This is a genomic window from Streptosporangium sp. G11 (assembly GCF_051192615.1).
Taxonomy (GTDB): domain Bacteria; phylum Actinomycetota; class Actinomycetes; order Streptosporangiales; family Streptosporangiaceae; genus Streptosporangium.
In genome coordinates, this window is the sequence record NZ_JBPJUQ010000014.1 from 121,995 (window position 1) to 146,336 (window position 24,342).

Here is a 24,342-nt window from a genome sequence, read left to right on the forward strand (position 1 = left end):
CCGATGAGCTTCTCGTGATGGCCGGGGGTCACGTACGGCGTTCCTGAGCCTCGACGTCCGCACGGGACGCCAGCGCGTCCTGGCCACGACACCGAAGTGGGCATCCTGCGACGGGTGTTTCGATGTCCACCTCTCGCCCATGACCATCAACTCCACGCACGTGATCTTGCTGATCAATCGCTACGAACCAGGCTCGCGATACGCGGAAAAACCTCGCACGGAACTTTGGACCATCCCCCGGTCAGGCGGTCCGATGAAGATGACGACCCGGCTGGCGACCACCGGGCAGGGCCATGTCCGCAACTTCGAGATCACCGACGATCTCGTGGTCTGGCAGGACTCTGACGGCATCTGGAGTGCTCCGCTCACCGGAGACGAACGCGGGCAGATCCTTCCCGACCGGGATCTCGACATCACTTCCTGGCCCTGGGCCTACGGCGGGCGGCGGCAGACCGTCGTCAATCTGGTCACTCGCCAGGAGAGGAGGGCGCGGCATGCGGACGACGTCGAGTTTCTGGCCTGCGGGCCCGTGTGGTGCGTGGGGCAGGTCACTTTTTGGCCCAACGAGCCGAGGAAGGCCGCCATACAGCGAGTGGACGGCTCCGGACGTACGACCGTCTTCGGGCATCCTCTGTCCCTCGTGCCCCCGATCCGAGACAGGCTCGTCCTCCTTCGGCCTCCCGCCCTCCCCAGCGACGGCAGGTGGGAAGGCGGTCACCTCGGGACCTCGGCCCAACTGTACGACCGGTGCAGTCGGCGGGCCGCGCTGCTCGGGTTCCCCGACCGGACCAAGGCTCCGGAGGACTGGAACGAGATCCGTTTCGGCGCGATGGCAACGGACGGGCCGATCGTGTTCTGGAAGAGCGGCGGCGGACGCTACACGGTCGTGGATCTCTCCCGCATCACCGATCCCCCCTGCACGGACTGAGATCACCCGCGAGAACGGCCCGCGCGTGACCTCACGAACCTGATGCGAACCCACCCGTCATGGTCGGTTCCACCATCACGTACCCAGAGGTTGAGCAGGACCCTGATCAGCGCGAAGGTGACGAGACCCGCACCGATACCACTGGCCATCGAATACGTGAAGACGCTCACCGGCAAGGCCGGTCCAGCGAATCCATATGCGATCACTACCTGAACTGTATGCTTGAGAACCTACAATTCAGGAGACGCCGGTGTCCAAACCATCTCGTTTGCTTGCCCGCGACTCGGAGTGGTCCATGCTCACCGAGTTCGTCACGCATCCCGACCCCCATCTACGGCTGGGGGTCCTGTCCGGACGGCGGCGTGTCGGCAAGAGCTATCTCCTCCGCGCGCTGGCCGACGCGATGGACGGCCTTTATGTCTCCGCAGTCGCCGAAGAGGGCACGGTGACCGCGCGGCGTCGATTCGCCGACGACCTCGCGCGATACGCGGGGGTGAGCTCCGGCCTCTTCCGCGACGACGCCGGCTGGGAGTCTCTTCTCGATTCGGCGATCAGCCTGACCGTGCGACGACGCGGCGCCTCCGGACTGCTGGTCATCGACGAGTTGCCCTACTGGATGACGCACTCTCCGGAAATGCCCGGCCTGCTCCAGCTGCTCTACGACCGTTCACAGACCGGTCACGGCCACGAGGGTGGACGAGTGATCGTCTGCGGATCGGCCATGTCCGTGATGAACGATCTCCTGTCCGGTACGAAGGCACTGCGCGGGCGGGCGGCCGTCGACATGCGTCTCCAGCCGTTCGATCTGAGCACCACCGCGCGGCACTGGGGCGTCGACGATCCGGCCACCGCCCTGCGACTGCACGCCACGCTCGGCGGATCTCCCGGATACCGCAGCCTGACCTCGTCACCTTCGCCTCAGACCCCACAGGAGTTCGACACCTGGATCCCGGCGACGGTTCTCAATCCCGGTCAGGCGCTCTTCTCCCGTAGCGAGGCGGAGTATCTGCTGCGGGAGGACCCTCGGTTCACCGGGAGCTCACTCCATTACGCGATCATCAACGCGGTCGCCACCGGCGCCACCAGCCCGACGAAGATCGGCGGACTGGTCGAACGCGATCGCACATCCCTGACCCGCCCGCTTGAGATGCTGACGAGTTCGGGATACCTCGACTACTCGACCGACCCGCTCTGGGAGCGCCGCCCGGTGGTCACCGTCGCGGATCCCATCATCCGCTTCCACAACCTGATCACCATTCCGAAACGGGACCTGATCGAGACGGGCGCCTCCGCCCAGGCATGGCGCGATTCTCGGCCCACCTTCATCTCTCGCATCCTGGGCCCTCATTTCGAGGAGTGCTCACGTGAGTGGCTCCGCCGCCACACCGACCCCTCCCTCCGCGCGGGAACGAGCACGATCGCCTCGACAGTGATCAACGATCAGGGCGGACGGGCCAAACACGAGATCGACGTCATCGCCCTGGACCGCAGGTCCGGCCGCGCCACGGTGGGGCTCATCGGGGAGGCGAAGGCCACCCTCGTAGGGCGAGGCCCCGCGGACCTGGAACGGCTCGACCGGCTGAAGGAGATCCTCCGAGACCAGGGACACGACGTCACCTCCACCCGGCTGGCGGTCTTCTCCCTGGAAGGCTTCCACCCCGACCTCGTGACGATCGCACGCCGCCGTGGCGACGTCCTCCTCGTGGACCTGCCATCCCTCTTCGGAAAAACGGAACCGACCGTCCTGCCGACATGATCTGGAACCGGGAAATCACGGACCTCGGGTAGCAGACGGAATTCCCGGCCCGCCGGCGACCGCGATCCGCCCGTCAAGTCCGCCCTCCGGCACGCCGGACGAGAACGAGGGAGGGCCGTCATGGCGATCGGTTCCACCATCACCATGACGGCCTCGTACTCAAAGGTTGAGCAGAGCCTTGATCGGGCCGAGCGCGAAGTAGATCACGAACAGCCCCGCGACCGGACCTCCCCGGCCTTTCCCTTGACGGCCTGATCAGCGCGAAGGTGACGAAACCCGCACCGATACCGCTGGCGATCGACGTGTCCGGCGGCAAGTTCGGAACCATCATCGACCTTGACCCGTCTGACACCAGGTGAAGACTTGGCGTGGTGCGGGACGGTTCCTCCTGGCTCTGACACTGCTCGCCGGTGCGGGAACCGCCTGCACATCACACCAACCGCCTGACCGGGCCGCCCCGCTTTCCGAGATACCAGCGCTCACGCCAGTCCGTGACGTGTGGCCTGGGGCTCTCCTCGTCGTACCCCGCAGACTCAAGGACGGCCGCCCCGTGATGCCCATCGCGATGCTGGGAAAGGACGCGGTCCTTCTGACGACCCTTGAACGCCGTCCGGCGTTCCTGAGCTTCGATGCCAAGACAGGGCATTCACGGGTCCTGGCCACCGCACCGAGGCGGACGTCATGCGAGAAGTGTTTCGAGGTCAAGCGTGCGGCTCTCAACTCCAAGCAGGTGGCCTGGCTGATCCAGCGCGGCGAAAGACCCGATGCGCGACATGACGAGCGCCACCTGGAACTGTGGACCATGCCCCGGACAGGCGGTTCCTTGAGGATGGTGACCCGCCTGCCGGCCGGTGCCGGCGACTACACCAAGGGCTTCCAGGTCACCGGCGACCTCGCCGTCTGGTGGGGATTCAACGGCGCCTGGTCCGTCCCCCTCGCCGGCGGTGAACCCAGGCGGATCCTCCCCGAAGGCGCCCTCCGCGTGACCTCTTGGCCCTGGGGCTACGACAGGTCGCGGCGGAGTGTCGTCAATCTGCTCACGCGTCAGGAGAACAAGGCTCGGCACCTGGACGACACCGAGGGTCTGTACTGCGGACCCGCGTGGTGTGTCGGACGGGTGACCGGTCGGCCCCATGAGGCTGTGCAGGTCGTCATGCAACACGTGGACGGCTCCGGGCGCACGACCGTCCCTGGATTTCCTCTGGCGCTGATGCCGCCGATCCGGGACCGATTCGCACTCCTGCACCCTCTCGCCGTCTCCCGTGACGGTTCCGGGACCCCTGTCGTAAAAAAGCAGGCTTTTCCAGCTGTATGACCGCTGCGCCGGGCGGATCGCGTTGCTCGGACCCGGCCGTGCTGGAGCCGAAGTTACCTCAGGCACGATCAAGTACGGCGCGGCCACGCCCGACACATCAATGCTGATCTGGGAGGACTCCACCACGCATTACACGATCCTGGACTTCTCCCGTATCTCCGATGCGCCGTGCGCGGGCTGAGGAACCACGAGGACACAGGTCATTCACTTCGTGCGGCCGATCGGCACGAATCCACCGATCGAAGGCCGTCGTGGTGATCGATCTCCCGGCGGCCACCACGACGGCTTCCGGTGCTCAGCCGAGGCCCAGCAGAGCCTTGATCGGGCCGAGCGCGAAGTAGATCACGAACAGACCGGCAACGGTCCACATCAGCGGGTGGACCTCCCCGGCCTTCCCCTTGACGGCCTTGATCAGTACGAAGGTGACGAAGCCCGCACCGATACCGGTGGCGATCGAGTACGTGAACGGCATCAGGACGATCGTGAGGAACGCCGGGATGGAGATCTCGTAGTCGGTGAAGTCGATCTCGCGGATGGCGGTCATCATCAGGAAGCCGACCACGACCAGGGCGGGAGCGGCGGCCTCGTAGGGGACGACGGCGACGAGCGGCGAGACGAAGATGGCCAGCAGGAACAGCACGCCGGTGACGACGCTGGCGAGGCCGGTGCGGGCGCCCTCGCCGACACCCGCGGCCGACTCGATGTAGGTCGTGTTGGAGGAGACGGAACCCGCGCCTCCGGCCGCCGCGCCGATCGAGTCGACGAGGAGGATCTCGCGGGTCCTGGGCAGGGTGCCGTCCTCCTTGATCAGCCCGGCCTGGCCACCGACGCCCACGATCGTGCCCATGGTGTCGAAGAAGTCGGTGATCAGCAGGGTGAAGATGAGCAGCAGGGCCAGGATGACCGAGACGGAGCCGAAGGCGCCGAACGGGTCGAACTCCCTGAACAGCACCAGCGGGTTGTTGAAGCCGAAGATCTGCTCGGGCAACCGGGGAACGACGAGCTGCCAGGCCGCGGGGTTCGGCGGCTGGCCCGGCGTCACCGAGGCGCCCACCTTTGCGACTGCCTCGACGATGACCGCGAGGACGGTGGTGGCGACGATGCCGATCAGGATGGCACCCTTGGTCCGGCGCGCCACCAGCAGCACCATCAGCAGCAGGCCGACCACGAAGACGAGGATCGGCCAGCTGGTCAGCGAGCCCGCGATGCCGAGTTCCAGCGGCGGCCCGGCCGCCACCCGGCGGACGAAGCCCGCGTCCACGAAACCGATCAGGGCGATGAACAGGCCGATGCCGACGCTGATCGCCGTCTTGAGCTGGGGTGGGATGGCGTTGAACACGGCGGTGCGGAACCCGGTCAGCACCAGGAGCGCGATGATCACGCCCTCCAGGAACACCAGGCCCATCGCCGACTCCCAGGACATCTGCGAGGCGATGCCGTAGGTGACGAAGGCGTTCAGGCCGAGGCCCGCCGCCATCGCGAAGGGAACCTTGCCGATGACACCCATCAGGATGCTGAGCAGTCCGGCCACGAAGGCGGTGCCGGCCGCGACGAGCGGGATGTTGGGCGTGCTCCCGTCGCCGATGAACTGACCCTCGGCGTCCTTGACGGTGGCGATGATCAAGGGGTTGAGCACGACGATGTAGGCCATCGTGAAGAAGGTGGCGAACCCGCCGCGCACCTCCCGGCCCACGGACGAGCCGCGGTCAGAGATGACGAAGAAACGGTCAATTCTACTTATTTTGGGAGTTTTAACATCATTCACTGACGCAGAGTGACAGCGAGTTTCCCTCCCCGGAAGACCCGGCTGCCGATGGTGATGCTTTCGAGACGGATTCGCGCCTTGACGTAATCCGTTTTGCGAACAGTGAGACGCCGTCACCTAGTCTGGAGCGCGTGAACCAGCCACGACGTCCGGATCTGCAACCGTTGAAGACCAACGACACGCTCACGATCCTCACGGGTACGGGTCTGTGGGCCATCGCCCTGGTCGTCCTCCTGGTCGCACAGCCGGATCCCGAGTACCGCTGGTGGATCTGGACCTGCGTGTCGGGCATCTGCGGCGGCCTTTTCGGCCTCTGGTACGTACGCCGCCGCAACCGCCGCCCACCGCCCCCGTCCGAGGGGCCGATCGAGCCGACCACGGCGATCCTGTAGCCCCCCGCGCGGGTGATCCCTCAGGTCGAGGCGGTCCAGCTGTCCAGGTCGGCCTCGGCGAGCAGCAGCGGCACCGCCGCCGGATCGCGCAGCAGCGCCGCCACCGCGAGCCGGTCGCCCCACTGGCCGGACGCCCAGGCGAGCCCGCGCGCCAGCCCCTCCACGCCCGAGGCGTGCACCGTGCCCTCGAAGAACCGCCAGGCGGCGGGGACGCCGTCCACCAGCAGCCTCTCGTGCTCCACGTAGGTCAAGGGCGCGGTCGGCAGCAGCGACCGTACGGCGGGCGGGACGTCGCGCGTCCGGCCCGAGGACGTCACCTCACCCGCGGCCTCCTCACCGGCCAGCGGCAGGTCGAGCAGCTCCGACAGCGCCTCGGCCAGGTCGAACGGGGCCAGGACCAGCGGCCGGCCCGCGACGAGCGGCAGCAGGTCCGGCGCCTCGACCACGACCGGCTCGCCCGCGGCCTCACCCTCGAAACCGGCGCCGGTGGACAGCGTGCGGCCGTCCTCGGCGTCGACGGCGACGATCGCGTCACCGAGGACGGCTCGTACGGCGCGCGGGGGCCCGACGCGGGCGGGATCGACACCGGCGAGGGCCACCCACAGGGAGCGGAGCTGGGCGCGGTCGACCTCCGTGGAGGGGTCGCCCAGCAGGTCGAGCAGCTCGTCGGGGCCGCCATGAGAGGCGAGCAGGTCGACCAGCGTGCTCCGGACGCCGATCATCGCCAGCGCGGCCTCGTCGACGACGGCCGGGGCGTCGCCGTACAGGCCGAACAGCAGCGGATCGCCGGCCGGGAGCCTCAGCTCCGTGGGACGCCTGCCGGCGAGCACCGGGTGCGTGGAGAGCCACCAGGCGGTGTAGGACGGCACCTCCACGACCTCCCCGGCCACCAGGATCCGCAGCGGGTGCAGGACCGAGCGGAGCGGCGGGCGCGACAGCAGGGCGAGGGCGGCGGGCCAGTCGGCGACGTACTCCAGGTCGCGTACAGCGGAGAACTCCCGGGCGACCGGCGGCACGTCCATCTCGGGCAGCAGGTCGAGAACGATCTCCAGCCACTCGTCCTCGCGATCCAGGTCATGGTCGCACTCGTCCGGATCGATCATGACGTCGGAGTCGTTGACCACGGCGAAGCCGTCGAGCACCCCCACCGCGGCGAGGACCCGGGGGCCGTACCGCTCCACCAGCTCGGGCGCGGCCGTGCCGAAGTGCGTCTCCCTGTCGAGCAGCCCGGCCAGCGCCCCGTCGGCGAGGAGCAGCTCGCCCGCCGGGTACAGCTCGCCGTCGGCGCCGCGCAGCGCCAGCTCGGACAGCCACGGGGCGTCGCCCGCGGTCAGCCCCGCGGCGTCGACCAGCGCGAGCACCGCCTGGGCCACCGGTTCCGAGTCGGGGCTGTCCAGCGACTCCGAGACGGCGGAGCGGGTCAGCGGGTCCTCCAGGACGGTGCGCGGCGTGGCCTCGCCCGCGCCGAGCCTGAGCAGGAGGGGATGGGCCGCGTCCGGGTGCACCACGCGCAGCCCGAGCGGGGCGAGGACGGCCGGGTCCAGCGCGGAGCCGTTGGTCAGCAACAGCGTGCCGCGCGGCCCCCTGACCAGGCGGCCGTCGGCCAGCGGCACCGGCAGCGCGCCGAGGGCCTCGGGGTCGTCGGCGGGCAGCACCTCGTACAGCGACCGCCACCAGGCCGGGTCCCTGTCCTTGACGGCGTCGCCGGAGAGCATGTCCACGATGTCGGAGAGCTGCACCCGGCTGACACCGAGCGCGTTGATCGCCGGATGCCTGGACGGCCACCCCGCGGGCAGCAGCCCGGGGATCATGGGGGCGACCCTCTCCAGCAGCTCGGCCGGGGCCGCGACCACGGAGGCCTGCCGCCCGGAGACGACCAGCTCCTCACCGTCGGGAAGCGGGGCCGGGGGGGCGCCTCCGCCCGCGGCGAAGCCGTCGGAGGGGTCGGGAAGCAGGAGCGAGGTGCCGGAACCGCCCCTGCCCGACGAGGCCGGGTCGGCGGGCGGGGAGAGCGCGGGGAGCAGCGGGACGTCGGGGAGCCTGCGCAGGATCGCCCGGCGGATGCGGGCGTCCAGCTCGCCCTTGCCCATCATGCCGGGGACGAGGTCGAGGAGCCGGGGAGTGCGGGGCAGCCCGGCGAGTAGTTCCAGATAGGTGTCGGCGGCGCGCTCGACCAGGAAGTCGGCCAGCGGGCCCGGGGCGACGTGCCGCCGGTCGGTGGCCATCGGGAACGAGGCGATCAGCAGCGCGGGCAGGTCCAGCGGCTCGTCGCTCGGCGTGGGCGCGTGCACCACGGGCGGTACCAGCGCGGGCAGCGGCCGGGGCTCCCCGACCGGCGCCGTCTCCCGCGAGTCCGGAGCCCCGCCCGGGGCACCGGACGCGAAACCGGAACCGGACGCGGAAGCAGACGCGGGACCGGTGACGGACCCGGGACCAGTGACGGACCCGGGACCAGTGACGGGCACGGCCCAGCGGACCAGCCAGTGCGGCCGGGAGCGCTCCTCGGTCGGGCGGTCGGCGAAGAGCGCGGCCACCTGCTCGGGGGTGAACCGCCCGGAGGCCGAGACGACCTTCCAGCCCTCGGAGGTGACGGTCCGCGTCTCGCCGTCCACGTCGACCTCGATCGACTCCAGGGCGGGCAGGCCGAGCAGCAGGGCGGGGCTGGTCTCCCTGAGCATCGCCCGTACGGCCTCCTCGGCCGCGTCGTCGCGGAGCGGCAGCCGCACGAGCGTGTCGAACCCGGCGGGGATCTCGACCGGACCCGCGGGGAAGGGCAGGCGCAGCAGCGGGACGTGCCCGCCGCGCTCGGCGAGCTCCTTGGCCAGCTCGGGTTCGGCCGCCACCAGGGCGGCGGTCTGGTCACGGGACCAGCGGACGACCCCGGAGCCGAGCGAGCCGATCACCGGCTCGTCGCAGACCGACACCACGGCCGCGAACCCGACACCGAACCGGCCGGCCGCGTGGGCGTCGTCGCGCTTGGCGGAGACGCGCAGCGTGGACAGGCCCTCGATCCCGGCCCTGTCGACGGGGGCACCGGTGTTGGCGGCCGACAGCACGCCCTCGCGCAGCGAGAGGCGGAGCCGCCCGGGTACCCCGGCGCGGAGCGCGGCGTCGGCGGCGTTCTGGGCGAGCTCGACGATCAGCCGGTCGCGGTAGCCGCCGAGCGCGAAGTCCTCCTCCGCGTTGGAGTCCTCGCGGAAACGGGCGGGCGAGGCCGTCCAGGCCGCCAGGACGGCGGAGCGCAGTCGTTCGGTGCCGAAGATGTCAGTCAAGGCGATGCTTCCAAAGGTCGATGCCCCGCACGGCCAGGCGTCCTGGCCGGGACGGCAGGGACACCACGGGAGCGGCGCCCGGCCTCGACGGCCGGGCGTGCCGCTGGGACGGCGGCGGGGCGGGATGGACCCGGTGCCCCGGGTTGGGAGCGGCCCGGCGGCGCCGGGTCAGGAGTGACCGAGCGGCTCGGAGGCGGTGTCGTCCACCGATCCGGCCAGGTCCGGTTCCGAGGCGTTCTCGGCGGTGTCGTAGGAGAGATCGTCGAGGATCGGCGAGGTCGGCTCGACCTGGTGCGGCAGCACGGCGGCCTCGGAGTGCGCACCGCAGCCGTGGTCGGCGGCGACGACCCGCCCGTCGTCGGGGGCGTACTCGTTCGCGCAGACCCCGAAGCCGGTGCGCAGCGCGCCCGCGAGCGGCCAGTAGAAGCCGCAGGTGGAGCACTGGGCGGGCGCGGCGTGCGCGAGCGGGGTGTGCGGCCCCGACTCACCGGAGTGCCAGCGCCGCACGGCGCGGTCGCGGCCGATCGGGGAGAGCACCCGGGCCCGGCCGAGGCCGTACTCGAAGATCATCTGATGGTCGGAGTCGTCGTCGGTCTCGGTGAAACCGGGCGCGAGCCTGTCGTCGTCGTCGGAGGTGGGCAGCAGATCGCCCACGCCGAGGTCGCCGGGCAGGAGCCGCTCGCTCCACGGCACCCACTGCGGCGGCATCAGGGCCCCCGCGCCGGGCAGGAGCACGACCTCGCTGACCGTCACGTTGCGTGCCCGCGAGGCCCGGGCGACCGTCACGGCCCAGCGCCAGCCCCGGTAGGCGCGGTCGAGACAGGCGAAGTAATGGGTGACGACGCGGTCGCCCTCGCCCTCGACCCCGAGGTGGTCGCCCACCTCTCCCGGCCTGACGTTCTCCTCGACCGCGGCTCTCGCCAGGTCGACGGCCGCGACGCATGCCTGGTCAAGGACCACGGCACGGGATCGAGTCCGGCTCACGAGTCGTCTCCCGTCAGCCTCGCAGCACGACGGCTGCTGTCCTTACTGGCTCGCTCGCTCACTGCGCTCACAGTTCATTCTCGCCCATGAGCGGAGCGAACGGCACCGCGGACATCCGGTGGACATCCAATCGCCCAGGGAGTGACCTGGCGCACCGGACAACTCACCCGCCCTTCGGGTATGACTGGATACGTGGCAGCTGGGTGGGAACGGGCGCGGAAGACGGTGGGCGATGCCTCCCGGCGGGTCGGCGGGGCCGCTGTCGCCGCGGGCCGGGCCGCCGGCCGGGCGGGCCGTGGCACGGGCCGGGCGACGGCGCGGGCGGGCCGGGGCGCGGTCAGCGGCACCCAGCGAGCGGGCAGGGCCGCTCGGCGGCTGACCCACGCCCAGGGCGCGGGCCGCACCGGGCTGGGCCAGCTGATCGAGCTGACCGCCGCGCACAGCGCGGGCGACGCCCTGGTCACCGCGGCCCTGGCCGGGACGCTCTTCAAGCTCCCGGTGAACGAGGCGCGCGGCCAGGTCGCCCTCTACCTGCTGATCACGATGATCCCGTTCGTGGTGGTCGCGCCGTTCGTCGGACCGGTCCTCGACCGGTTCCGCTCCGGCCGGCGTTTCGTGATGGCCGGAACCCTCTTCGGCCGCGGGCTGCTCTGTTTCGCGATGGCGGCCGCCATCGCCCCCGGCGACGTGTTCACGATCTTCCCGGCGGCGCTGGCCGTGCTGGTGCTGTCGAAGGCCTACAACGTCTCCCGCGCGGCGATCATGCCGAACGTGCTGCCCGCCGACATCGCGCTGGTCACGGCCAACGCGCGGGTCGCCCTGTTCGCGCTGATCGCGGCGGGTGTCGCGGTGCCGATCGGCGCGGGCACCAGCGCCTGGCTGGGCGCCGAATGGGTGCTGCGCGGGGCGACGGTGCTCTTCCTGCTCCAGGGCGTGCTGGCCGTACGGCTCCCGCGCCACGTCGACTCCCCCGACCTGGAGGAGCTGGACGACGAGGGCGAGAAACGGCCACCCCGCTGGCGCACGATGCTGAACGTGGGCCCGGTGGTGGCCGAGGCGATGCACGCCAACGTGGCCATCCGCCTCTACTCCGGATTCCTGCTCTTCTACCTGCTCTTCCTCGTCCAGGACAAGAACCTGCCCGGTCTGCCGCCGATGGTCGCCATCGGCGTGCTGGCGGTGGCCGCCGGGGTCGGGGGGCTGGCGGGCACGGCCGTGGCCTCGTGGGTGCGCAACCACTCCCCGCAGGTCATCGTGCTGGGCACGCTCGCCCTGACGACCGCGATCACGATTCTGGCGGCCGTCGTCTTCCAGCTGTGGAGCGCGGTGGCGGTCGCGCTGGTGGCCGCGTTCGCCCAGGGCCTGGGCAAGCTCGCGCTGGACGCGATCGTGCAGCGGGAGATCGGCGAGGAGGTGCGCTCGTCCACGTTCGGGGTGGTGGAGGCCTTCCTGCAGATCGCGTGGGTGCTGGGCGGCCTGATCGGGCTGCTGCTGTCGCTGTTCGCGAGCGGATCGGCGGGGCTGGCCGTGATGGCCGCGGTGCTGGCGGGCTCGCTCGGCTGGTTGCTGGTACGCCGCCGCAGGCGGGTCAGGGAGGTGGACGCCAGGGTCGAGGCCTCCAGGGGCCCGCGTCCCTCCCCGTCCGGGCCGCACCCCACGACGAACGGGGAGCGGCCCTCGCGGGACGAGGCGCCGGAGGAGCGGGCCAGGCCGAGACCCGCCGGGACGACCACCGCGGTCGTACGCCACGAGGATCCTCCGACGGAGAAGCGGACCAGACCGCTCACCAACCCCCACGGCTGAGCCGCAGGGCCCCGGACGTTCGAGGAGAACCCGAACCCGCGGCCGAGCCGCGGGACGGGCTGATCGGCGGGTGTGAGGCCGGATCGACCGGCGGACCGCGGGCATGGGGTTGTGGGCCGACGGCCGGTCGGCGGGGGGTCAGTCGTCCAGGTCGTCGGCGACGGCCCGGAGCACGGCAGCGATCTTCTTCGCGTGCGTGGCCTCGGGCTGCTTGCCCTTCTGGTACGACGTGGAGACCGTGTCGAGGAGCTTGATCAGATCCTCCACGATGACGACCATCTCGTCGGGCTTCTTGCGCTTGCCCTTGGGCTTGGCGGTCTTGGCGAGCGTGGGGGGCTGGTCGATCACTCGGACCGAGAGCGCCTGCTGGCCGCGGCGCCCTTCGGCCACGCCGAATTCGACCTTCTGGCCCGGCTTGAGGGAATCCACGCCGGAGGGTAGCGCGGAAGAATGCACGAAGACCTCACCGCCGTCGTCGCGGGTGAGGAAGCCGAATCCCTTGTCGGCGTCGTACCACTTGACCTTGCCACTCGGCACAGGGGTGACCTCGTTCAGACTGTCGTGAAAAGGAATGGATGTAGGTTATGCCCAGCGGGCGCTGAGAGCGACCGTGTATTGGGGCCCGAATTACACGAGAGCGGCGGGGGTTCGCCAGCCGTCAAACCATTCGACGAACTCAGTCAGATCGCCCAGGATCACATCGGCTCCGTGATCACGCAGTTCTCCCGCCGGATAGACACCTGTCGCCACCGCCACGCTGACGACTCCCCCCGCTCGTGCCGCGTCGATGTCCGCGACATGATCTCCAACATAGGCGGCGGCGCCGAAAGCCGCGAGGGCCGGACCCTTGGCGGCTCCGAAAACCGACCCGGCGACCTCGTCCACTTCCAGGCCGAGGAACTCGACCGTGCTCGCCGCGTCGCGGGCGTTCTTCCCCGTCACCACGGCGACCCTGCCCCCCGCCCGCCGTACGGCCTCGACGGCCTCGCGCGCGCCGGGCATGAGGGTGGTGACCGGGATGGCGATCGACGGGTACAGCTCCCGGTAGACGTCGGCGGCCGCGGGGACCTCCGCGGCGGGCATCCAGTTGGCCAGCTCCCACTCCAGCGGCGGTCCCAGCCTGGCCACCACGGCGACACTGTCGATGAAGACGCCGGTACGCAGCGCCACCTCGTCGTAAACGGCGGCGATGCCCGCGCGCGTGTCGGCAAGCGTCAGATCGAGGTCGAATCCCACGGAGTTCATCAGGTCACTCACCGCTCCTTGTCGGCTTCGCGAAGAGGATTCTCCGTGAAGCCCTCAAAGAATGCCAAATCCCCCTAAACATGGCTAATCAGATCGTTGTCCGTGAGATCTTCCACTGTGGAAGCCTTCCCGAAAAGATTCGCTTATCCGGAAGGCGGCTTGATACCTCCCCGCCCGTTCTCCAGGTGGCCGGTCTCCGGGCGGTCGGCGCCCCCCTCGGCGGGCCATCTCGCGTGCCGCTCCGCGAGTCACCCGGGGCCCGGCCGGTGAGCCCGGCCTCGCGGACGGGCCCGCCGCCCCTCGGCCCGGAAGGGGGACGGGCACGGTGCGGTGCGGTGCGATGCGACGCGGGCGGCACTGGATAAGGTCACGGAGGAGGTATCGGCAGAGAATGACCAGATCGACGCGCGAGCGGATCATCGACGAGGCCCTGCGCCTGTTCGCCGAACGCGGCTACGCGGCAACCTCGGTGGCCGAGATCGAGGCCGCCTCCGGGCTGTCACCGGGCGCCGGTGGCCTCTACCGGCACTTCAAGTCCAAGTACGAGGTGCTGGCCGCGGCGATGAACGAGCACGCCGCCAGGACGCGGGTACAGATCGCCGAGACCCTGGCCGAATTCGACGTCGTCGACACCTCGACCGGCATCGAGGAGCGGCTGGCCCGCCTGTGCGGGGCGGGGCTGGCCAAGGTCCGCGAGGAGAGGGAGCTGACACGCGTCTTCTTCCGTGACCTGGGCCAGTTTCCCGAGCTGGTGGCGACCGTGCGCGAAGGTCTGTTGCAGCCCATGTTCGACGCGATCACCACGTGGTTCCGCGCCCAGCCCGAGTATGCCGGGACCACCGCCGACTGGCCCGCCATCGGCGCCGTGCTCGGCGGGGCGGTGGTGCAGTACCAGTTGTTCGAGGAGACCGTGGGCGAGCCCCCGGGCCGCGTGGAACGTGACCGCTTCGTCACCTCCTGGGTGCACCTCGCCCTCGGCCTGCTGCCCCGGCCCGCGGTCCAGGCCATCGGCTGACAGATCCGGCGGACGACGGGCCCCCGGGAGGACTCCACCGACGTCACCCGGGCCGACGAATTCCCCTTCCCACCGGGACCGGGGGGTTGAGCAGGCGGTAGGCCAGCCAGAAGACGGCCCACGCCGTCCCCAGCATGAACATGAGCCCGCTGATAGTGAAGAACTCGTCCACCACCGTGCCGAGGTCGTTCCTGGCCCGTACGAGGGCGACCAGGCCGCCGCCGAGGCTGTAGCTCACGATCGGGGCGGCCAGCCCGAGCGCCTTGTCGGAGGTGTGCCAGTTCTCGCAGGCGATCACGACGAGCACCGCGACGGCCCAGACCAGCACCGGGATCCTGAAGATCGCGATCGGGGCGAGCGGGAAGGGGATCAGCAGACCGGCCAGGGCGAGCAGGACCATGCCGACCGTCTCGCGCCGGTGGCCCAGCAGGATCGTCCGGGCGTCCGGGGTACCGGGGACGACGTCGTCCCTCGACCGGGCCGGGCGTCGCCGGCGCAACCAGTCGGGCCGACGACGCGCCTGCTTCCTGGCCAGCCGCTCCTCGGCCTCCCGCATGCCCCTGGCCATCCCGGGCGGAAGCGCCGGACGCCTCTCGGCGTCTCCCGGCTGCCCACGCGGCGCCTCCGGGCGGTCTCCCTCGGGGGTTTCCACCCGCTTCTCCCCCGCCTCCTGTGCCTCCCGCGGCTTTTCCGGTGTTTCCGGTGTTTCCGGTGTTTCCGGTGTTTCCGGTCGTTCCACCGGCGGCGGGAGAGGGTCCTGTACGGGTGGGATCTCCTCGGTCGGCGGGTCGCTCTCCACCGCGTCCTCCCACTCGTCCGCGGTGTCCTCCTCGCTCCTCGGGCGGCTAACGCCTGAGATGTCGGGCTCGTCGTCTTCCGGGGCGGCCGACGACGACCGCGGGCGAGCCGGGAACATCCGCTCCGCCCATCCGGACACGCGCGAGGCGGAGGACTCGCGCGCACCCGCCCCCGGACGGTCCGGCTCGGAACGCTCCGACTCAGGGTGGTCCGGCTCAGAACGGTCCGGCGGCTCAGGCTGGTCCGGCGCGGAGCGATCCGGCGCGGATTCGCCGGCCTCGGGATGAGCGCCCGTCGAGGCGTACGGATGCCCCCGCACCGGTCGGCGGGGAGGCGGGGACCAGGGATTCTCGCGGGCGGCCGACGAGCCGCGGCCGGTCGTTCCCGCCTCGCCCGGCATGGACGAGGACCTGGGGGAAGGGGTGGGCGCCCCGGGATCGGGCGTGGCCCGGGCCTTGGGAGCACCCGACGCGTGGCCGGGTCCTTCCGTGCCGGAGGCCGCGCCTTCCGGGGTGGAGGCGGGGTCCTCGGGAACGGCGTCCTCCGATGTGGGGGCGGCACCCTCCGGAGCCGGAGTGGCGTCCTCGGGGACGGGAGGGACGGGACCTTCCGGGGTGGGGGCGGCGAGGGGCACGGCGACCAGGGGAGGGCCTGCGGCGCCCGCGGGGTGGTCCGCGCCCCCGGGAATCCCCGCGGAATCCTCCCGGGGCCTGGGAACCGTGCCGGAACCCCCACGCGAACCCCGCGACCCCAAAAAGCCCCGCGAACCCAGGGAGCCCAGAAAACTCCGCGAACTCTCGGAGGTCTCCTCAAAGACCCGCGGCTCGGGCCGCCCCGGTGGAGTCTCCGGAGACCGGGAGGGCGCCTCCCTGCCCAGGCGGCGCAACTCGCGGTCGACCAGCGCGGCGGGGTCGCCGAACCTGGCCAGGACTCTCGCCACGGCGGCCGGGTCGTCCGTCCCCGCGCGCTCGGCGTCGATCCGCCTGCGCAGCACCGCGACGAAGTCGATTCGCTGCCTCGGCTGCAGCACGCCGTGGGCCGCGTCGGCCGCCTTGCTGACGTAGTCCAGGACGAGCTGGTCCGCACGCTCGATCACACTGGCCATCCTCTCTCGACATCGCCTCGCTCGTGAGCTTCTTCCCCCATTCACCGCCCCTCACATGATCGATTGCCCCTCTTCCCGCGATCACGGAATTCCCCCAGGCCGCGCGATGTCGGTTAAGCCTCCTACCATTGGCGGAATGAGCACGGAGTTCACCGAGTGGCTGCGCGGCCGGAGCGATGACCGGTTGCGGGCCCTCGTCTCCGTGCGCCCCGAGCTCATCACCCCCGTTCCGGCGCATCTGGAGGGGCTGGCCGGGCGGGCGAGCAGCCCGTCGGCGGTGGGCAGGGCGCTCGACCGCCTCGACAGGTTCGCGCTCGCGGTCGTGGAGACGCTGGTCGTGCTCCCCGGCCCGGTCGCCTACCGGTCGCTGCGCGCCCAGATGGCCCGCGCCCTTCCGGGAACGGCCGATCCGGAGTTTCCCGGTGCCCTCAAGGAGACGGTCGAGCGGCTGCGCACCATGGCCCTGATCTACGGGCCCGACCGCGCCCTGGCCACCGCGCCGGGGGTGCGGGAGGTGCTCGACGCTCCCGCCGGGCTCGGCCCGCCCGCCGTGGAGGCGTTCAGGCACCACCCCGCCGAGCGGCTGGCCGAGCTGGTCCAGGACGTCGCGGGAGAGGGTTCCGAGACCGAGGGCGCCACCAAGGAGACCCTCGCCGCGCTGCTCGGCGACGGGGAAATCGTCGGACGGCTGATCGAGGAGGTCTCGCCGCAGGCGCGGTCGGCCCTCAACGAGCTGGTCTGGGGTCCGGCCAGCGGCCGGGTGCCCAACGCCCGCCGCGAGGTGCGGGCCGCCACCGCCCAGTCGCCGATCGATCAGCTCCTCTCCCGGGCCCTGCTCGCCGCCACCGGCGAGGAGACCGTGGTGCTGCCCCGCGAGGTCGCCCTGTTCCTGCGCGGGGGCCGCGTTCACCGGGACCTGTCCCCCTTCCCGCCCGCGACCGAGGGCACCGAGCGCGACCGGAGGCTCGCCGACCGCACGGCGGCCGGGCAGGCGTTCACGTTCACCCGCGCGGTGGAGGAGCTGTGCGAGCGCTGGAGCGCCGACCCGCCCGGCGTGCTCCGCAGCGGCGGCCTGGCCGTGCGCGACCTCAAGCGGACCGCGGGCCTGCTCGACCTGCCCGAGTGGGTGACGGGCCTGATCATCGAGGTGTCGTACGCGGCGGGGCTGATCGCGGCGAGCGGCACGGTCGACGGCGACTGGATGCCCACCCCCGCCTACGACGGCTGGCGGGTGAAGGCCACGGAAGACCGCTGGGTGGTGCTGGCCACGGCCTGGCTCACCATGGACCGGGTGCCGGGGGTCATCGGTGAGCGCGACGAGCGCGACCGGCTCCTCAACGCCCTCCACCCCGACCTGCGCCGCTCTGCCGCCGCAGAGGTTCGCGCCACGACCCTGGGCATGCTCGCCTCGACCCCGGGGGTGGCGCCCACCCTCGACGCGGTACGCGAGCGCCTGGCCTGGGAGCAGCCCCGCCGTCGCGGAGGCCACCGCGACCAGCTGGTGGAGTTCACGTTGCGCGAGGCCGAGCAGGTCGGCGTCACCGGGCTCGGGGCGCTCGCGGGCCACGGTCGCGCCCTGCTCCCCGATCCCTCCGGCGGCTCCGGAGCCCCGGCCGGTCCTGGCGGCCCCGGTGGTTCCGGGGGCGGCCGTGCGGTGTCCGCCGCCCACCTGCTGCTCCCGCTGCTGCCCGAGCCGCTCGACCACGTGCTCCTCCAGGCCGACCTGACCGCGGTCGCCCCCGGGCCGCTCACCGGCGACCTGAGGCGGTGGCTGGCGGTGGCGGCCGAGGTGGAGTCGACCGGCGGCGCGACGGTCTACCGCTTCGACGAGCGGTCGATCCGGCGGGCCCTGGACGCCGGGCAGGGCGCCGACGAGATGCTGGCCATTCTGGAGCGCCACTCGACCACACCCGTGCCGCAGCCGCTCAGTTACCTGGTCACCGACGTGGCCAGGCGCCACGGCCGGATGCGCGTCGGCACGGCGAGCGCGTACGTGCGGTGCGACGACTCCTCCCTGCTCGACGAGGTGATGGCCGACAGGCGGGCGACCCCGCTGCGGCTGCGGCGGCTCGCCCCCACGGTGATCGCCTCCCAGTCCTCCCGGCCGGCGCTGGTCGACTCGCTGCGCGCGATGGGTTACGCCCCGGCGGCGGAGTCGCTCGACGGTGACGTGATCATCACCCAGCTCGACGTCCGCCGGACCGAGGGCACGTCGGCGGGGCGTTCCCCCGTCACGTTCAGCGGCCACGAGGCCGACGTGGTGGCGGCCGCCGTGCGCGCCGTGCGCGCGGGTGACGCCGCTTACCAGGCCCGTCGCGCCCCGGTGGCCGCCCCGGGCGGCGAGGTGCCGCGCTCCCCCGCCACCTCCACGATCACCGCCCTGCGCGAGGCCATCCGGCAGGGGTCGCAGGTCTGGATCGGCTACCTCGACTCCCAGGGCAACGCCACCAGCCGGATCCTCGAACCCGCCCGGATGGAGGGCGGCTATCTCACCGCCTACGACGAGACGCGGGCGGCGGTGCACCGCTTCGCTCTGCACCGCATCACCGGCATAGCCGACATCGCCTGAGATGCCCCCTGCGGGTCACTCGGGGATCGGGAAGGCCCGTACCGACCACGGTGTGCCGGGAGAGGCCACGGGGTACTCTCGGTTCCGGGACGGGCCCGCCGCGGGCTCGGCCGACGGCCCGGCGGCGGCGCGCCGTTCGTCACCTCGCCCGCCGGGACGCGAGGGTCCCCCTCCGGGCTTCCAGCCGCCGGGATGCGACCGAGTCCATTCGCCCATGGCACACGGCTCACGACCCATATCGTGATATCAGTTGACGTTCTGAGCTCCACAGAAGCGAGAGATCCCCAGTGAGCAGCGGTCACTCCGAAGGCCCCAGCACCAACCCGGACGACTGGAAGAGCCCCTACACCACGGGGCCCGGCCAGACTCCGGGTCACGAACGGCAGCCGTACGGCTACGAGCAGACCCAGCAGGGTCACCAGCCCGACTACGGTCAGGCCCCGGCCTACGGCCAGCCCCCCGGCCAGCACGGCCACCCCGGCCAGGACTACGGGCAGGACTACGGGCAGGGCTACGGACAGGGCTACGGGCAGGGCTACGGCGAGCAGTCCTACGCGCAGGGATACGGCACCCCGCCGCCCCACAACGTCGAAGGTGTCAGGACGCACGCGATCGTCGCCCTGGTCATCAGCATCGTGTGCGCGCTGAGCTGCTTCCTGAGCCTCGGCGGCCTCGTCGGCACCATCCTGTCGGGCCTCGCGCTGGGCAGGGTCGACACCGACCCGCGAAACGCGAGAAACCTGCTCAAGTGGACCTGGATCAGCATCGGCGTCAACTTCGTGCTGCTCGTCCTGGGCGTGACCTTCTTCATCGTCGCCGGCCTCAACGGCGCCTTCGGCCCCGCCTGACCGTGCCGGGGACCGCCCGCCGGGGCTGTACGCGCGACGGACGGGCAGGCGACGACCGGGCACGCGGCGGGTGTGCGGACGACGGGCGCGGGAGATCGGGTGGGCCGGGCGGGACTGCCCGGGCGCTTTCGTCTGTTGCACACAGGGAGCACGGGACGCGGGACGATCCGGCGGGCGTCCGCGAGTGCGACCATGAGCTGATCTGCCGTAACCTGCGGTAACCAAGGGAGAAGTCTGTGACTGACGGACCATTGATCGTCCAATCGGACAAAACCCTGCTTCTTGAAGTCGATCACGAGAGGGCCGGGGAGTGCCGCAAGGCGATCGCCCCGTTCGCTGAGCTGGAACGCGCCCCCGAGCACGTGCACACCTACCGGATCACCCCCCTGGCGCTGTGGAACGCGCGGGCCGCCGGGCACGACGCCGAGCAGGTGATCGACGCGCTGATCGCCCACAGCCGCTATCCCGTGCCGCACGCGCTGCTGGTCGACGTCGCCGAGACGATGTCGCGCTACGGCAGGCTCCGCCTGGAGAAGCACCCCGTCCACGGGCTCGCCCTGACCAGCACCGACAAGGCCGTGCTGGAAGAGGTGCTGCGCACCAAGAAGATCCAGCCGTTGCTGGGCGAGCGCCTGGGCGACGACGGCGTGGCGGTGCATCCGAGCGAGCGCGGCAACATCAAGCAGCACCTGCTCAAGCTGGGCTGGCCCGCCGAGGACCTCGCCGGATACGTCGACGGCGAGCACCACCCGATCGCGCTCAACGAGGACGGCTGGAAGCTGCGCACCTACCAGCGGGAGGCCGCCGAGGCGTTCTGGCACGGCGGCTCCGGCGTGGTCGTGCTCCCCTGCGGGGCGGGCAAAACCATCGTGGGCGCGGCGGCGATGGCGCAGGCCAAGGCGACGACGCTGATCCTGGTGACCAACACGGTCTCCGCGCACCAGTGGAAGCAGGAGCTGCTCAAGCGGACCTCGCTGACCGAGGACGAGATCGGCGAGTACAGCGGCACGAAGAAGGAGATCCGGCCCGTCACCATCGCCACGTACCAGGTGATGACGACCCGCAGGCAGGGCGTCTACCGGCACCTGGAGCTGTTCGACGCCCGCGACTGGGGTCTGGTCGTCTACGACGAGGTGCACCTGCTGCCCGCGCCGATCTTCAGGATGACCGCCGACCTGCAGGCCAGGCGGCGGGTGGGCCTGACCGCGACGCTCGTGCGCGAGGACGGCAGGGAGGGCGACGTGTTCTCCCTGATCGGCCCCAAGCGGTACGACGCGCCGTGGAAGGAGATGGAGAACCAGGGCTGGATCGCCCCGGCCGACTGCGTCGAGGTGCGGGTGACGCTGACCGACGAGGAGCGGCTGGCCTACGCGATGGCCGAGTCCGAGGAGCGCTACCGGTTCTGCGCGACCACGCCGTCCAAGACGCGGGTGACCGAGGCGCTGGTCCGGCGGCACCTGGACGAGCAGGTGCTGGTCATCGGGCAGTACATCGACCAGCTCGACGAGCTCGGCGAGCACCTGAACGCACCGGTGATCAAGGGCGAGACGAAGATCAAGGAGCGGGAGCGGCTCTTCCAGGCGTTCCGCGACAAGGAGATCCAGGTCCTGGTCGTCTCCAAGGTCGCCAACTTCTCCATCGACCTGCCCGAGGCGGCGGTGGCCATCCAGGTGTCGGGCACCTTCGGGTCGCGGCAGGAGGAGGCGCAGCGGCTGGGACGGGTGTTGCGGCCGAAGGCCGACGGAGGCGGGGCCCGCTTCTACTCGGTGGTCAGCCGTGACACGGTGGACCAGGATTTCGCCGCCCACCGGCAGCGGTTCCTGGCCGAGCAGGGGTACGCGTATCAGATCATCGACGCGGACGACGTGCTCGCCGGAGAATGACCCCACATGGCGAACACGTCGTCAATTTGTGTCAGGTCCACGAAATCCCGCGGGCTTTCGACAAACAAACCACCCCCTCGCTAGGCCTCAAGGCCACTGGCGACATACCCCCATGATCTGTGGGAGTCACCATGTTCGCCTCGCTTTTTCGCCATTTCAGCGGAGAATTACGGAGGGTGTCAGGGTGATTACCGAATGATCAGGCCGCCGGCGAAGAGAATGCCCTCGGCGATCACCCAGGCGGTCACCGCGGCGGCCATCAGAACGGTAAAACGTTTTTTATCGCTCCGCGTCCTGGGTGCCAGCAGGGCACCCACCGTGCAGCAGGCCGCGACCACCGCGAACAGGGACGACAGCCTGACCACCCCGCCCAGCCTCTCCGCGCAGCCGCGGTCGGAACAGAAGGCCTCGAACCCCCAGCCCGCGAACACAGAAAACCCCCAGAGCGCGGCCAGGAGAAGAGTGGCGACGACCGGGATGACAGGCGAGATCCGCACGATCGTTGGGGTACCCGCGGCCACCGCCTCCCAGTCCGCCGTTAATCCTTTTGAGACGCGGGGGGACCGCCGCTAGGCTGGTCGATTCGCTGCCCGATGACCACCACCTCCGTTTACCGAATGGGAGGCGCTTCAGCGTGCCCGCACATCAATTGGCCCCCGACATAACCGACGACCCCGCCCGGATCCTCGCCGCCGAGCGCGAGCACCTCGCCACCTCCAGGGCGGCGCTTCGCGCGATGCGCGAGCACGCCCGCTCCCTCTCCTCCGACGCCGCCGGAGACTGGGTCTCCCAGCAGATCCTGCAGGCGCTGCTGGACCAGCGCGTCGAGGCGCTCGCCGACCACTCCGGCACGCCCCTGTTCTTCGGCCGCCTCGACCGCCAGGCGGGAGACGACCTTCCCGGTACGGTCTACGTCGGGCGCAGGCACGTCCACGACGACAGCAGCCGCCCCCTGGTCATCGACTGGCGGGCCCCGGTCTCGCGGGCCTTCTACCAGGCCAGCCCGTCCGACCCGATGCGCGTCGCCCTGCGCCGCAGGTTCGGCTACCGGGGCGGCGACCTGACCGCCTACGAGGACGAGCGCCTCGACCAGGGCGGTGCCGCCCTGGCCCAGAGCAGGATCCTCACCGAGGAGATCGAGCGCCCGCGCTCGGGCCCGATGCGCGACATCGTCGCGACGATCCAGCCCGACCAGGACGAGATCGTCCGCTCCGACCTGGGGCAGACGGTGTGCGTCCAGGGCGCCCCCGGCACCGGGAAGACCGCCGTCGGCCTGCACCGGGCGGCCTACCTGCTCTTCACCCACCGCGAGCGGCTCGCCAGGTCGGGGGTGATGATCGTCGGCCCGAACCGGGCGTTCCTCTCCTATATCTCCTCCGTGCTCCCCGCCCTGGGCGAGGTCAAGGTCGACCAGACCACGGCCGCCGGAATCCTCGGTGACCACTCCACCCCCGAGGACCCCGCCACGAGCACGATCAAGGGCGACGCCAGGATCGTCCCCGTGCTCGGGCGCGCCCTGTGGATGCACGTCGTCAAGCCCATCGAGGGCGTGCTGTTCACCAAGGGGATCAACCGCTACCGGGTGGCCGACCACGAGGTCCGCGAGATCGTCGCCGCGCTGCGCGGCACCACCCGTTACGGCCCGGGGCGCGCCACGCTCGCCCAGCGCCTCGCCCACCTGGTGCTCGTCCGGATGGAGCAGCGCGGCGAGTCGCCCGACGACCGGGTGCAGGACGCGGTGGCCAGGTCCAAGCCGGTCAAGCAGCTCGTGGACCTGGTCTGGCCCAAGCTGACCCCGCAGCAGGTGCTCCACCGGCTGTTCAGCGACCCCGCCTTCCTCGCCGCCGCCGCCAAGGACGACCTCACGGCCGAGGAGCAGTCGCTGCTGCTGTGGGCGAAGCCCGCCAAGTCCTTCCGCTCGGCCAAGTGGTCGGCGGCCGACGGCGCGCTGATGGACGAGCTGGCCGACATGATCGAGCGGACCACCCCGCTGGGCCACCTGGTCGTGGACGAGGCCCAGGACCTGTCGGCCATGCAGCTGCGGGCCCTGGGGCGGCGCTGCCGCACCGGCTCGGCCACCGTGCTCGGCGACCTCGCGCAGGGCACCACGCCCTGGTCCGCCCGCTCCTGGACCGAGGTCCTGACCCATCTCGGCTTCGAGGGCGGCGCGGTCACCGAGCTGACCCTCGGCTTCCGCGTGCCCCGCGAGGTCCTCGACTACGCGGCCAGGCTGCTGCCCTCCGTCGCCCCCGACCTGGCCGCCCCCCGGTCACTGCGGCCCGGCGCGGGCTCCCTGTCGGTGCGCCGGGCGCCCGACCTGGCCGCGTCGCTGGCCCGCGCCGCCGAGGAGGCGCTCGCCCGCGAGGGGTCGATCGGCGTCATCGTCCCCGACGCCTCGGTGGGCGCCGCGTCCGGGGCCCTGGCCCACCTGGAGCACCGGGTACTGAGCCCCGACACTGTCGAGGACCACCGTCTCCTGGTCATCCCGGCCTCCCTGGCCAAGGGCCTGGAGTACGACCACGTGATCGTGGCCGAACCCGCCGACATCGTCGACGCGGAACCCCGGGGCCTGGCCCGCCTCTACGTGGTCCTGACCCGCGCGGTCACCTCCCTGACCGTCCTGCACTCCCGGCCGCTGCCCGCGCAGCTCGGCTAGCCTCGGGC

The 24,342-nt window shown here is 71.3% G+C and carries 18 protein-coding genes; 11 read left to right on the forward strand and 7 right to left on the reverse strand.

The genetic code is table 11. From position 1 onward, the window contains the following. The first annotated feature begins 139 nt into the window (after positions 1-139). From ACSDR0_RS16685 to ACSDR0_RS16700, 4 genes are all read left to right on the forward strand, one after another. Positions 140-928: a hypothetical protein gene (locus ACSDR0_RS16685; RefSeq protein WP_435289717.1), complete on the forward strand. Its 789-nt coding sequence runs from the start codon at positions 140-142 to the stop codon at positions 926-928. Positions 929-1,178: 250 nt separating this feature from the next. Next, complete coding sequence (locus ACSDR0_RS16690) at positions 1,179-2,684, forward strand: ATP-binding protein (protein WP_435289718.1); 1,506 nt, start codon at positions 1,179-1,181, stop codon at positions 2,682-2,684. 120 nt (positions 2,685-2,804) lie between these two features. After that, the gene (locus tag ACSDR0_RS16695; protein ID WP_435289719.1) at positions 2,805-2,939 is read left to right on the forward strand and encodes a hypothetical protein; all 135 of its coding nucleotides are present in this window, start codon (positions 2,805-2,807) and stop codon (positions 2,937-2,939) included. Positions 2,940-3,414: 475 nt separating this feature from the next. After that, positions 3,415-3,999 carry a hypothetical protein gene (locus tag ACSDR0_RS16700; protein WP_435289720.1) on the forward strand — a complete coding sequence of 195 codons (585 nt, stop codon included), beginning with the start codon at positions 3,415-3,417 and terminating at the stop codon, positions 3,997-3,999. A 295-nt stretch (positions 4,000-4,294) separates the two neighbouring features. Here ACSDR0_RS16700 and ACSDR0_RS16705 read toward each other — a convergent pair whose 3' ends face one another. Then, a complete protein-coding gene (locus tag ACSDR0_RS16705) occupies positions 4,295-5,764 on the reverse strand; it encodes an NCS2 family permease (RefSeq protein WP_435289721.1) in 1,470 nt (489 codons plus the stop codon). 131 nt (positions 5,765-5,895) lie between these two features. Here ACSDR0_RS16705 and ACSDR0_RS16710 point away from each other — a divergent pair, with 131 nt between their 5' ends. Further along, positions 5,896-6,156 (forward strand): DUF2530 domain-containing protein, encoded by a 261-nt coding sequence (locus ACSDR0_RS16710; RefSeq protein WP_435289722.1) that lies wholly within the window; start codon positions 5,896-5,898, stop codon positions 6,154-6,156. 20 nt (positions 6,157-6,176) lie between these two features. Here ACSDR0_RS16710 and ACSDR0_RS16715 read toward each other — a convergent pair whose 3' ends face one another. Further along, the gene (locus tag ACSDR0_RS16715) at positions 6,177-9,428 is read right to left on the reverse strand and encodes a sacsin N-terminal ATP-binding-like domain-containing protein (RefSeq protein WP_435289723.1); all 3,252 of its coding nucleotides are present in this window, start codon (positions 9,426-9,428) and stop codon (positions 6,177-6,179) included. Between the two features lie 168 nt (positions 9,429-9,596). Beyond that, complete coding sequence (locus tag ACSDR0_RS16720) at positions 9,597-10,412, reverse strand: DUF3027 domain-containing protein (RefSeq protein ID WP_435289724.1); 816 nt, start codon at positions 10,410-10,412, stop codon at positions 9,597-9,599. 192 nt (positions 10,413-10,604) lie between these two features. Between ACSDR0_RS16720 and ACSDR0_RS16725 the strand changes: the two genes are divergently transcribed. Beyond that, entirely contained in the window at positions 10,605-12,215 is a 1,611-nt protein-coding gene (locus tag ACSDR0_RS16725; RefSeq protein WP_435289725.1) for an MFS transporter, read from the forward strand. A gap of 138 nt (positions 12,216-12,353) precedes the next feature. Here ACSDR0_RS16725 and ACSDR0_RS16730 read toward each other — a convergent pair whose 3' ends face one another. Both ACSDR0_RS16730 and ACSDR0_RS16735 read right to left on the reverse strand, forming a co-directional pair. Beyond that, positions 12,354-12,752, reverse strand: a complete 399-nt coding sequence (locus ACSDR0_RS16730; RefSeq protein WP_435289726.1) for a cold-shock protein — start codon at positions 12,750-12,752, stop codon at positions 12,354-12,356. 90 nt (positions 12,753-12,842) lie between these two features. After that, a complete protein-coding gene (locus ACSDR0_RS16735) occupies positions 12,843-13,472 on the reverse strand; it encodes an HAD family hydrolase (RefSeq protein WP_435289727.1) in 630 nt (209 codons plus the stop codon). A 379-nt stretch (positions 13,473-13,851) separates the two neighbouring features. Between ACSDR0_RS16735 and ACSDR0_RS16740 the strand changes: the two genes are divergently transcribed. Continuing rightward, positions 13,852-14,475, forward strand: coding sequence for a TetR/AcrR family transcriptional regulator (locus ACSDR0_RS16740; protein ID WP_435289728.1), 624 nt, complete (start codon positions 13,852-13,854; stop codon positions 14,473-14,475). A gap of 43 nt (positions 14,476-14,518) precedes the next feature. Here the strand turns inward: ACSDR0_RS16740 and ACSDR0_RS16745 are convergent, their stop codons facing one another. Continuing rightward, complete coding sequence (locus ACSDR0_RS16745) at positions 14,519-16,369, reverse strand: hypothetical protein (protein ID WP_435289729.1); 1,851 nt, start codon at positions 16,367-16,369, stop codon at positions 14,519-14,521. Positions 16,370-16,514: 145 nt separating this feature from the next. Between ACSDR0_RS16745 and ACSDR0_RS16750 the strand changes: the two genes are divergently transcribed. From ACSDR0_RS16750 to ACSDR0_RS16760, 3 genes are all read left to right on the forward strand, one after another. Beyond that, entirely contained in the window at positions 16,515-18,947 is a 2,433-nt protein-coding gene (locus ACSDR0_RS16750; RefSeq protein WP_435289730.1) for a helicase-associated domain-containing protein, read from the forward strand. A 287-nt stretch (positions 18,948-19,234) separates the two neighbouring features. Beyond that, on the forward strand, positions 19,235-19,795 hold the full coding sequence (locus tag ACSDR0_RS16755) for a DUF4190 domain-containing protein (RefSeq protein ID WP_435289731.1): 561 nt from the start codon (positions 19,235-19,237) through the stop codon (positions 19,793-19,795). Positions 19,796-20,031: 236 nt separating this feature from the next. Then, positions 20,032-21,678, forward strand: coding sequence for a DNA repair helicase XPB (locus ACSDR0_RS16760; RefSeq protein WP_435289732.1), 1,647 nt, complete (start codon positions 20,032-20,034; stop codon positions 21,676-21,678). A gap of 188 nt (positions 21,679-21,866) precedes the next feature. Here the strand turns inward: ACSDR0_RS16760 and ACSDR0_RS16765 are convergent, their stop codons facing one another. After that, positions 21,867-22,175, reverse strand: a complete 309-nt coding sequence (locus tag ACSDR0_RS16765; protein ID WP_435289733.1) for a hypothetical protein — start codon at positions 22,173-22,175, stop codon at positions 21,867-21,869. A 137-nt stretch (positions 22,176-22,312) separates the two neighbouring features. Here ACSDR0_RS16765 and ACSDR0_RS16770 point away from each other — a divergent pair, with 137 nt between their 5' ends. Further along, positions 22,313-24,334, forward strand: a complete 2,022-nt coding sequence (locus ACSDR0_RS16770) for a HelD family protein (protein ID WP_435289734.1) — start codon at positions 22,313-22,315, stop codon at positions 24,332-24,334. Positions 24,335-24,342: the final 8 nt, after the last annotated feature.